The organism is Streptococcus sanguinis, assembly GCF_003943655.1.
In the GTDB taxonomy this organism is placed as follows: Bacteria; Bacillota; Bacilli; order Lactobacillales; family Streptococcaceae; genus Streptococcus; species Streptococcus sanguinis_F.
The window spans coordinates 11,430-23,344 of record NZ_RJMM01000018.1 but is presented as its reverse complement, the minus strand read 5'-3'; the positions used below and the strand labels follow the sequence as shown (position 1 = coordinate 23,344).

At 45.9% G+C, this 11,915-nt stretch carries 7 protein-coding genes; 1 reads left to right on the top strand and 6 read right to left on the bottom strand.

Features of this window, described 5'->3' with window-relative positions; translation table 11 throughout:
• A complete protein-coding gene (locus tag D8886_RS08140; protein ID WP_004186623.1) occupies positions 1-771 on the bottom strand; it encodes an SDR family NAD(P)-dependent oxidoreductase in 771 nt (256 codons plus the stop codon).
• Positions 772-909: 138 nt separating this feature from the next.
• On the opposite strand from D8886_RS08140, the gene pepT reads away from it, so the two are divergent.
• Complete coding sequence (gene pepT, locus D8886_RS08135) at positions 910-2,133, top strand: peptidase T (RefSeq protein WP_002909581.1); 1,224 nt, start codon at positions 910-912, stop codon at positions 2,131-2,133.
• Between the two features lie 44 nt (positions 2,134-2,177).
• Here the strand turns inward: pepT and D8886_RS08130 are convergent, their stop codons facing one another.
• The 5 genes from D8886_RS08130 to carB form a co-directional block, all read right to left on the bottom strand.
• Complete coding sequence (locus D8886_RS08130; protein WP_002909580.1) at positions 2,178-2,837, bottom strand: DUF6572 domain-containing protein; 660 nt, start codon at positions 2,835-2,837, stop codon at positions 2,178-2,180.
• A 120-nt stretch (positions 2,838-2,957) separates the two neighbouring features.
• A complete protein-coding gene (locus D8886_RS08125; protein ID WP_002909579.1) occupies positions 2,958-3,710 on the bottom strand; it encodes a PoNe immunity protein domain-containing protein in 753 nt (250 codons plus the stop codon).
• 265 nt (positions 3,711-3,975) lie between these two features.
• Positions 3,976-7,521: a pneumococcal-type histidine triad protein gene (locus D8886_RS08120; protein ID WP_125435028.1), complete on the bottom strand. Its 3,546-nt coding sequence runs from the start codon at positions 7,519-7,521 to the stop codon at positions 3,976-3,978.
• A 9-nt stretch (positions 7,522-7,530) separates the two neighbouring features.
• Positions 7,531-8,469 carry a metal ABC transporter solute-binding protein, Zn/Mn family gene (locus tag D8886_RS08115; protein WP_125435026.1) on the bottom strand — a complete coding sequence of 313 codons (939 nt, stop codon included), beginning with the start codon at positions 8,467-8,469 and terminating at the stop codon, positions 7,531-7,533.
• A gap of 254 nt (positions 8,470-8,723) precedes the next feature.
• Positions 8,724-11,903, bottom strand: a complete 3,180-nt coding sequence (gene carB, locus D8886_RS08110) for a carbamoyl-phosphate synthase large subunit (protein ID WP_125435024.1) — start codon at positions 11,901-11,903, stop codon at positions 8,724-8,726.
• Positions 11,904-11,915: the final 12 nt, after the last annotated feature.

The following is an 11,915-nucleotide window of genomic DNA, read 5'->3' as shown; positions in this document are numbered from 1 at the left end:
TCAAAGCCCCTTTCGTAGATAAGCGCCAATCAAACGGATAATCCATCTTTGTGGAAGTAACTTCATGAGCCAAGCCAGTAGTCGATATCTCTTGCCCACTATAGCATAGGAACAGCCTTGCTGAAGGAGTCTGATGATGCGTCGTGCTGCTATCTCCGGGCTCATTTGCAACTGACTTCCACCCAAAGCATCCTGCAGCTCTGGAGGAAAGATAGCAGTCTGAACCGGTCCTAAAATGTAACAACAAACTGTCACTTCAGAGCCTTTGAGGCGCAGCTCTTCTTGCAAGGCTAGACAGTAAGTCTGCAAAGCGGCCTTACTGGCGCTGTATGCTGCCAGATAAGGATGGGGACAAAGGGCTGCCAGAGAGGAAAGCTGGACAAGCCTTATCTTGCGATTGCGCTCCGCAACTTGCTTGATCAGTCGAATCGGCGCTTGGTAATTGACCCGCCAGAGAGCCTTTTCATCAGCTTCCGAAAGAGATAGCGCTGGACCAAAATTAGCCAGACCGCAGCAATTAATCAGTAGATCCGCATCTAGCTGCTGAGCAAAATCATCTACCGCAGCTGCATCCAGCAAATCCAAAACTCTGCAGGAAAGCTTGGCCTGAACCCCAGACAAGTCCTCTTGCAACTGAGTGAGTTTAGCTTCATCTCTGCCAACCAAGACCAGCTGGTCTGTCCTTTGAGCCAGTTCTATAGCCAGCTGACGACCTATACCTCCCGAAGCCCCCAAAATCACAGCTTTGCTGATTATTTTTTCCATTTGCATAGATATAGTTTACCAGATTTTGACAAGATATAAAACTAATTGCTAGATTTTGCCTTTATACCCAAGAAACGAAAAACATTTCTCACTCTCTCCTGAATATGCTAAAATAGATTTAAATGAAATGAAAAAGGAGCATTTATGAAATATCCTAATCTTTTAGAGCGTTTCCTGACCTATGTCAAGGTCAACACGCGCTCAGACGAGACATCTACTACTACACCCAGCACCCAGAGTCAAGTGGACTTTGCCAACAAGGTCCTCATTCCTGAAATGAAGAGGGTTGGCTTGGAAAATGTCTACTACCTGCCTAACGGCTTTGCGATTGGAACTCTGCCAGCCAACGACCCTAGCTTTACCCGCAAGATTGGCTTTATTTCCCACATGGATACGGCGGATTTCAACGCGGAAAACATCCAGCCGCAGGTCATTGAGAATTATGACGGTGGAGTGATTCCGCTGGGGCAATCTGGCTTTAACTTAGATCCTGCGGACTTTTCCAGTCTCCATAAATACAAGGGCCAAACCTTAATTACAACTGATGGAACCACTCTTTTGGGAGCAGACGACAAGTCAGGTATTGCTGAAATCATGACTGCTATCGAATACCTGTCTGCCCATCCAGAAATCAAGCATGGAGAAATTCGAGTTGGCTTTGGACCGGATGAGGAAATCGGTATCGGGGCTGATAAGTTTGACGCTGAAGACTTCGATGTGGACTTTGCCTACACAGTGGATGGCGGACCTCTAGGTGAGCTCCAGTACGAAACCTTTAGCGCTGCTGGAGCAGAGCTGACCTTCCAAGGCCTCAATGTCCATCCAGGAACTGCTAAAGACCAGATGGTCAATGCTCTCCAGCTGGCTATTGACTTCCACAACCAGCTGCCAGAAGCCGACCGGCCAGAGAAGACTGAGGGCTACCAAGGCTTCTACCACCTGATGAACCTGATCGGTACTGTCGAAGAAGCTCAAGCTAGCTACATTGTCCGCGACTTTGAGACAGAGGCTTTTGAAAATCGCAAAGCTTCTATGCAGGCCATTGCTGATAAGATGAACCAAGAGCTGGGAAGCGAGCGTGTTATCCTGACCCTCAAAGACCAGTATTACAACATGAAGCAGGTCATTGAAAAGGACATGACACCTATCCATATCGCCAAAGCAGTCATGGAAAGCCTAGACATCCAACCTGCCATCGAGCCTATCCGTGGCGGAACTGACGGCTCTAAAATTTCCTTTATGGGTATCCCGACTCCCAACCTCTTTGCCGGCGGCGAGAACATGCACGGCCGCTTCGAATATGTCAGCCTAGAAACCATGGAACGCGCTGTCGATACCATCATCGGCATTGTTTCCTATCAAGAGTAAAAACGAAACCACAGAACTTCACGAGGAATTTCTGTGGTTTTTTCTCACTCCGGCAATTCTATCTTCAAACTCATATCCGTATTCTGCAATGTCTTCTGAGCAGCAGCTAGAAAAGCTAATCCGTTGTCAGAAGGGGAGTATTGAAAGGTGATATTGATGACTTTTTTATCAAAGTTATCACCGTATCGTGCCACATACTGCTTACTTTCGAGGAAGTAGATATAGTTGTTAATTTTTTCCTGCAGAATTTCCAGATGGACTGCCTCTATTTCTTCCTGCCAGTCAACTGGATCCACTAGAAGAAGCTCCAAATGATTATCAACTGTACCAATAGCATCAAGTTCAGTTGGCTTTAGTTCTGAAGAGATGGCTTGAGTGGCGATTTGTCTAAATTCTTCTGCTGTAAAAAGAGGACGGCTATTTTCAGGATTTTTCAAAATAAAGGAAGGATGATCTTCGATGAAGAGCTTACCAGATTCTTCTCGTGTATACTGTTTTTTAGATTTCCAAAAACCATATTGCGCATAAGTCATCAACTCTTTGCCAGTATGTTCTCCCGACATGTAACTATCTGCAGCTTCTTTGGGAATTTCTCTAATCACTTCTGGGCAGGTAATATTAAAAGTTGGATAACGCAAGAAATACTTATCACCATCTTGACAGATTTCCAACATGTCTTTTTGACTTAAATAAATCGTTTTCATTTTTTATTACCTTTCTCATTCCTCTGTTGATTTTAATTTTGTTTGTTCGTTTTTATAAAGGGTACGGCCATTACTTCTGTAAGCCACTAATTCTATCACTTAAATATCTCTTAGCACACACTAGTCTTTCGCTCCTTCAGCAACCAAATCATAAGGGAAATACGGGACACCTTCCAATTCCTTGTAATCCAAGCCCTTGATTTTGCAAATAGCGCCTGATTCAAAGGACCAATAGCCATAATAATTATCAATATTCCGCTTATGCAAATCATACCAGCCTTCATCTCTGCTTCCCTGATACCATTTTTTCTCCAGATATTCTTTCAGAAGAGCTACGGCATTTTCAGAATTTTCTTCCTCGATGATCTTTCGAGTAAAGCCATAGGGTCTTGGGAAATTATAGTTTATCCGAATCTTCCAATCTGGATGACGATACTGGATTAGATAATCAATCAAATAGTCCTCTGGATCATCCTTTTTGACTAAATCCACCAATTTATCAAAAGTCACTTCGTCAATCTCTAAAAGAATCCCAATGGAAAGGGCATAGATCATTTCATCATATCCTGAATTACTAAACCAAACAGGGAGAAGGCTATCAACAAATTTAAGGTACTCTTCTTTGAATTTCTCAATAGAGTAGCCTGCAGTGTAGGTGGCTATCATATTCTCTTTTTGGCAAACAGAATTATCAAGTTGTACTGATCTGATAACTTTTTCTATCGGACGCTTGTAGGGATTTATACCTTGCTTTAATTTTTCCAATTCTTCAACCAACTCATCAATTGATGAGTTGTTAATTTTAATTAATTCATTAATTTTTTCTTCTATGAATATATTATCTCTTTTCATCATTTTTCCTCTTATTGCCATATAGCGTCTTCTTTTAAGTTAATGAAATTTCAACTTATTCCCAGCCTTATTGATTATTATTCTGATTTTCTTCCTCACGTTGTTTATGAAGGTCCTCAAGAAATTCCTTCTGAACTTGCTTTAGCATACTACTGTTCTCTGTTTATTTTAACACAATATNATGCAAATAAGTATAGGGGTGTCAAAATCAAAAACGAATGATGGTCTTAGACTTGGCTTGATCTTCATCATTCGTTTTATTCTTGTTTTACATCAAAATGTAAGCTTAGCTAATCTGAACAGTTTTCAGTTGGCCGTCAGCTCCTGTAAAGCTGATGCTTCTGCTTGCTACATTATAGCTGAAAGTATCTGGGCTGACACCGTAGAGCTGAGAAAGCTCCTGCAATTTCTGGTTGAATGCTTCCTCTGTCATGCCAAAACTCGCTGCTAAACTTGATTGACCAATTGGGTTTGTTGCTGTCAAAGCTTCTGCTGGTTTGTCAGATTGGTTTTGAGCTGCTTCTCTAGTGGTAGATTCGGAAGGTAGATTGCCATTTTGCGCAGTTTCTGGAGCACTGCTGCTTGATACCTGACCAGAAGCAGGTTGTTCAGCCAGTGCTTTCAGGAAGCCTTTTTGCACCGCATAGGCATCTGCTGCTTGACGCTCGGCTTCTGACAAGTCCTTCTTGTAAATATAGTGCTCGTGATCCAGATGGGCTACCCGATAGCCTTGCTCGTCCGCTCCAACCATATCCTGAAGATTAAAATGATAGCCATCATCGTCCCTATGCTGAGAATCAGAGTCGCTTGACCCCTCAGGATGGACGAGTGACTGCTGGAAGGCCAAGATTTCCTTGAGCAGCTCTTTCTTGTCAGTAGCTCTCTGTCCAAGCTTATCAAAAAGCTGGTCCAGCTGCTGGTATTGCTGCTCACTTCCTTGATTCTTTTCCAAATACTGATGGATAGACATGAGTAGATTATAAAGCTGTTGATAAACTTCCTGATTTTCCGTATTAGCCAGCTCTTCCTTTTGTCCAGCAATAGTCCGGCTCATCTGATCTAAAAGCTTCTGACTTGCTGTCAGCAGAGCTTGCTTGTCTGAGCTGCTGCTCTTTAATTCCTTGCCTAGTTCTAAGATTCTAGCTGCATAGTCTGCTCGGCTGTTTTGGTTCTTTACTTCTCCAAGCAGTTCCTGCGCTTTTCCAAGGAAGACAAGGGCTTGAGCACTCTTCTCACTATCATCCGAGGTTCCAAAATCATCATAAATCCCCTTCAAAAAGCCATAAATCATGGCCTTATAGGTTGGCTGATCTGGCTCTCCCTGATCCAGCTCTGTCTTTTCAGAGGACGGAGAAAGCTGACCGCTAGCAAGGGCAGCTGCAATCTCTTTCTTAGTCTGATAGAGCGCAGGGAAAAGCTGCTGAAGATTGGTCGCTTCTATAAAGGCTTGGGACTTATAGAGTGTCAAGGTCAGCCCAGCCGCTTTTCTGCGCAGCTCAGGGCTCAAACGTCCATCTTCCAAAGCTTGGTAGAAATAACGCATATAATCAACCGCTGTGACACCTGTCCGATCATGATAATCTTCTAAAGCGGATAGTAATTGTCCAAGCTCTGCCATTTCAGCTTGATTCTGGCCAGCATAAGCATTTTGCAGACGCTGCAGCAAGTCAGCTTTCTTCAGCCCATAGCTATCCGTATCAAGCCGGTTCATTCTCTCCAAAAGCCCTTGATAGGTCTTGTCTAGCTCGGTCTCTTGGATTGGCTTGACCGTCTGATCCACATGGATAAACTGCTTATCAAAGTTATCCAGACTGCTCAGGTAGCCAGCTGTTGAGTTGCTAGGCAGCTTCTTCATGGTTTCTACAAACTGCCCCAAAGCAAGCTCAATCCGCCGCTGCATGACGGGATTATCGGCATAAAGACGCTGACTATCCGCTTTCAGGCTTTCTACCTTTTGTAAAATAGCGGCCTCATCATAATCGCCCTGCTCATACTTAGATTGAATCTGAGGCAGACGATTTTTCAAGGCTTCTGCTGCGCCCTTGGACTGGATCTTGATATAGTGATTGTGGTCGCCATGAGGAATGACAAACTGACCATCTTCTACCTGCAGACTGTAAGGCGAAAGACCTGAGCGCAAGGCTGTTGTGTAGAGCTCATTCATGAAGTCCAGCTCTGCATTACCCGTTACCAGAGGAATGCGGACATGCTCCTTGCGGACAGCATAGGGGTGGATATGAGTCGGATCATAGGCTTGGTCAGGGTTATTAAAGACAAAGAAACCATTTGAGATGCGAACCGCCTCCTTGGGAACGCCATAGGTTTGGCAGATATAAGCAATCTTTTCCTCATCACTGGCATCGCGAGAATATCGTTCAGCATCATTGACTGCTGCAGAAGGTTTTGCTGGCTGCTGCTTGGCCAAGACCTGCTCAGCTGCTTGAATCTGTTCAGAGGTCAAGTCTTTCCTGTAAAAGTAATGAGCATGGTCTCCATGCGATACCATATAGCCTTGGTCGTCCTTGCCAATGACAGCCTCCGCATGAAAACCATGGTCGTGATCAGGCTGTGATGGTAGCTGAGGCTTCAAAGCTTGCAGAGGATCGCCCAGCGGCTGGTAAGTATATCCAATAGGAATCAAGCGGGCAATCTTCGCTTCCAAGTCTGATAGCTTGTCATAAGGAATGAAATGATGGTGGTCTCCGTGGGGGATAACGATCCCATTTTCTGTCCGACGGCTGATTTTCAGTGGGTCAAAAACCACACCGTCCCCTTCGTGATAGCGCTGAGACTGAGGCAAGGCATAGAGTTGCTGCAGCAAACTTGGCAAGGATGGCTGAGATGGTTGAGACGGCTGGAGCAGATTGGACGGACTCGGCTGAGTAACCGCTAAGCCAGGACTTGGCTGCTCAATCTTTGAATGATTTGGCAGCTGTGGAGTCGGATTTGAGACTGGTCCACCCTGATTAATAGCACTATTCTGATTCCAAGTATCGGAAGAAGCAATCGTCCTGCCGTAGTTAGGCGGATTCACCCGTCCGCCAGCTTGTCTGCTATTCCAGTAGCTCTGAGCCGCAGCCAATTCTGCTGGCGACAGTTCGCTCTTGGGAATGTAGTGAAAATGTCCGCCATGCGGCACGATAAAACCATCGCCAGTATCCTCGATGACGTCAGAGGGACTGAACGTATAACCGTCATCCGTCCTATATCCCCCTTTGCCTTGATAAGAAACTCCTGCAAGGTCTGCGGCTGTCTTTCCTGCAGCTAAGGACTTGCTGGGCTGGCTGAAATCTCGAGTCTTGCTTGATTTTGTTGTGGAAGATTTGCCACTATCGCCTTCTTCCTTGGTCTTATGCAGCTTCTTCTGCCGAGCAATTTCATCCACCGAGCGGACATTGCTGGTATGCTTGGCATCCTTGAGATAGAGATAATACTTCCCCTCCACCTTAATTATATAACCATCCTTGACCTCATTGACAATATCTGCTTGCTGCAGCGTGTAGTTAGGATCTCGGATAATCAACTCTTCGCTGATAATGGCATCAAAAGGCACCTTTCCATCAAAGTAATGATAATGGTCTCCATGGGAAGTGACATAGCCCTGATCTGTGATTTTCACGACAATCTGCTCTGCTTCAATACCTTCCTCATCATTGATTTGGTCAGGTGTCAAATTTTTATCCGTCTTGTCACCCGAAGTCTTGTCCTCAATATAGGCTACTTTGTTATCTTTGGTCTGAGTTCGAGGTTGAACTTGCCATTGGATAAGCCCGTAAGTTCCGAGACCAAGAGCTAATACAGCTGCTGAAGCAAGGAAATATTTCTTTTTCATGGTTTTCCTTTATCCTTTCAAATCTTTAGCTAAAACAGCTAGATTCTTTTCTAAATTTTCTAAATAAGATAGTTTGTTGGCCGGGTCTGCTTCCATAGGATTCAGCTCCTTGATTTGTACACCGGTCGCCTTGACTAAGGTTTGAGCCACTTTGGAAGAAGCATTGCTTTCCACAAAAATAGTCTTCACCTTGTGCTCCTTGACAAAGTCTTCTATCTCTGTCAGCTGGCGCGGACTAGGCTCCTGCTCCGGTGAAATACCAGCAATACCCAGCTGGGCCAGCCCGAATCGCTTGGCTAGATAAGAAAAGGCAGTATGCTGGGTGACAAAGGTTTTGTTGGGCACTTTATCAAAAATCTTCTGATAGCGCTCCGTCAACTCCTTGGCCTCTTCTTGAAATTTTCGGGCATTGGCCTGATAAGTATCCCGATGGTCGCTATCCAACTCCGACAATCTGTCGGCGATAATCTGAGCTTCCTCAGAAGCCTTCTGAGGATCCAACCAGGTATGGGGGTCATAGAGCGTCTTCTCATCCACTCCCTCTCCCGCTTGGACATCTTCTAAGCCAGCGACTCGATCCAGCTCCATTCCCTGAGAAGCCTCAAGGACTTGAACCTTGGAATTCTTGAGACTGGGATTCAGCTCTCCAGCCCAGGACTCCAAGGTTCGTGAATGATAGACAAAGACATCTGCATCATAGATGGCTGCTACATCATTGGCTGAAGGCTCAAAATCATGAATACCGCTGCTAGACTGAATCATGCGCACGTCATTCAGATCGCCAGATATAGACTTAACCATGGAGTAAATAGGATAAAAGCTGGTTACGATCTTCAATCCTTGCGACGTACTGGATGGACTGGATTCCTTTTGAGACTGACAAGCCCAGAGACACAAGGCCAGGGCCAGCAGGCTAAGGCATACTGAGATTTTTAAAGCTCGTTTCATAACATCTCCTTAACTCATTATTAACTGGTTTATTAACTGGTTAATATCATACACTTTGTCAACTTCTTTGTCAAGTTTTTTAAGAAAAAAAAGCAAAAAGGAAGTAGGATTCTTTCCCACTTCCTCTTTGATTTTAATTCCAATATAAAGGACAGAATAAGCTGGGACAGATGCATTTTCAAGCTTAACTGTATGAGATTACTTTTCCGACCTACAGACTATCAAATGACAATCTGGAACTGAAAACTCCAGCTCTATATCGCTTCTGTAGTGAAACTGCGGCTTTCCAGTACCTTCAGCATGGCATCAGCTGTGTCCAAGGCTGTGAAGAGTGGCACTCCATGCTCAATAGCTGAGCTACGGATAATTTGACCATGCTTGTCAGCTGTCCGCTTGGTTCCGACCGTGTTGATAATAGCCTGAACCTTGCCCTTGCGGATATAGGCTGGGATGTCCTTGTTATCATCACTGCCGATTTTTTCCACCAGACGAACATGGAGACCATGATTTTCAAAATAAGAGGCTGTTCCCTTGGTTGCCCAGATTCCATAGCCAATATTGGCAAAACGCTGAGCCAGCTGCAGGGCTTCTTCCTTGCTGTCATCTGCAATAGTAAAGACGACATTACCAAAGTTTGGCAAATGGAGATAGGAAGCCTCAAAAGCCTTGTAGAGTGCTTTTTCGAGCGTGCGATCACTGCCCATGACTTCGCCGGTAGACTTCATCTCAGGTCCCAAAAGACTGTCAACCTTCGCTAGCTTGGTAAAGGAGAAGACTGGCGCCTTGATATGAACCATGGAACTTTCTGGATGAAGACCGTCTTCATAACCCAGCTCTGCCAGACTTTCTCCAAGGATCAAACGAGTCGCTACTTGCGCCATCGGAATATCAGTCACCTTGGACAAGAAAGGAACAGTCCGGCTGGCACGCGGATTGACCTCAATGACATAGACCTGCTCATCTTTGATGACGAACTGAATATTCATCATGCCGATACAGTTGAGTCCCAGAGCCAAACGTTTGGTATAGTCTGCAATGGTATCCTTGACTTTCTGCGATAGGGTTTGCGGCGGATAAGCCGCCATGGAATCCCCTGAGTGAACCCCTGCCCGCTCGATATGCTCCATAATCCCAGGAATCAAGACCTGACGACCATCAGAAATGGCATCCACTTCACACTCATCCCCAACAATGTAAGAATCCACCAAAACCGGATGGTCTGGACTGGCCTTAACCGCTGTCCGCATATAAGAGCGTAGATCCGCTTCGTTTTCTACGATTTCCATAGCACGGCCACCCAAGACATAGGAAGGTCGCACTAGAACAGGGAAGCCAATCTTACGAGCAGCCTCTACTGCCTCCTCTTCATTAGTGGCAGTCTGACCTAGCGGCTGCGGAATATCCAGCTCCTTCAGAGCTTGCTCAAAGAGATCCCGATCCTCAGCTCGATCCAAGTCCGCTACTTGGGTGCCTAAAATCTTCACACCAGCCTTGGATAGAGGCTCTGCCAGATTAATGGCTGTCTGTCCGCCAAACTGAACGATAACACCTTTAGGCTGCTCCAGCTCAATGACATTCATGACATCTTCAAAGGTCAGCGGCTCAAAGTAGAGCTTATCAGAGACAGAAAAGTCAGTCGATACAGTCTCCGGATTGCTGTTCATGATAATCGCTTCATAGCCTGCTGCCTGAATAGCCTTTACAGAATGAACAGTCGCATAGTCAAACTCGACTCCCTGCCCGATTCGGATAGGACCTGAGCCCAGCACCAGAACAGATTCCTTGCTGGATTTGACAGATTCATTTTCAAAGCCATAGGTGGAGTACAAATATGGTGTCGCAGACTCGAACTCAGCAGCACAGGTATCCACCATCTTGTAAACCGGCACAATCTTCTGCTCCTGTCGGATGCGACGTACCTGCTCAGCTGTCATGTCCCACAAGGCTGCAATCTTAGTATCCGCAAAGCCATTTTGTTTGGCTTTCTTAAGCACATAACTATCTCCGATATGACTGGCCAGCTCCTGCTCGATTTCGTAAATATGAAGCAGCTTATCCAGGAAAAAGACATCAATCTTGGTCAGCTCAGCAATTTCATCCGGACTGTAACCACGGCGGATAGCCTCTGAGATATAGAAAAGTCGGTCATCTTGCGCCTTGACAATCTTCCTCATCAGCTCATCATCGCTTACTTGACTGAGAGCAGGCAGCTCGTTGTGGTTCACACCAACTTCCAAAGAACGGCAGGCCTTGAGCAGACTCTCCTCAATATTGCGCCCGATAGCCATGACTTCCCCTGTCGCCTTCATCTGGGTTCCCAGACGGCGCTCACCCTGCTCAAATTTATCAAATGGAAAGCGTGGAATCTTAGCGACCACATAGTCCAGAGCCGGCTCAAACATGGCATAGGTAGAGCCTGTCACTGGATTGATGATTTCATCCAATGTAAGCCCGACCGCGATTTTCGCTGCCAACTTGGCAATCGGATAGCCGGTCGCCTTAGAGGCAAGGGCTGATGAGCGGGAAACCCGTGGATTGACCTCGATAACATAGTATTTGAAACTATGCGGGTCCAGAGCCAGCTGCACATTACAGCCCCCCTCAATCTTCAGCGCACGGATAATCTTAAGACTAGCGTCCCGCAGCATCTGGTATTCATAGTCTGAGATGGTCTGACTAGGTGCAAAAACGATAGAATCACCTGTGTGGATGCCGACTGGATCAAAGTTTTCCATATTACATACGACCAGCGCATTGTCGGCGCCATCCCGCATGACTTCGTATTCGATTTCCTTAAAGCCTGCTATGGAGCGCTCGATCAGACACTGAGTCACTGGAGAGAGTTTGAGGCCGTTTTCTGCGATTTCCTGCAGCTCTTCTTCATTGCTACAGATACCGCCGCCAGTTCCTCCCAGTGTAAATGCCGGGCGGACAATGACTGGATAGCCGATGCCAGCCGCAAATTCCAGTGCTTCATCCACTGTATTGACAATTTCTGACTCAGGGATGGGCTGACCTAGCTCTTCCATCAGCTGCTTGAAGAGATCCCGGTCTTCCGCTTGGTCAATGGCTGACAGCTTTGTCCCCAAGAGTTCCACTCCCAGCTCTTCTAAAAGTCCTGACTTGGATAGTTCCATGGCCATATTGAGTCCGGTCTGGCCGCCCAAAGTAGGCAGCAGAGCATCTGGCCGCTCCTTACGCAAAATCCGCGCAACAAACTCCAGCGTTATAGGCTCGATATAAACTCGGTCCGCAATTTCCTTGTCCGTCATGATGGTCGCTGGGTTAGAATTAACCAAGACAACACTGTAGCCCTCTTCTTTCAAGGACAGGCAAGCCTGAGTCCCAGCATAGTCAAACTCTGCAGCCTGACCAATAACGATAGGACCAGAACCAATGACCATAATTTTCTGAATATCTTTACGTTTTGGCATAGTGCACCTCTC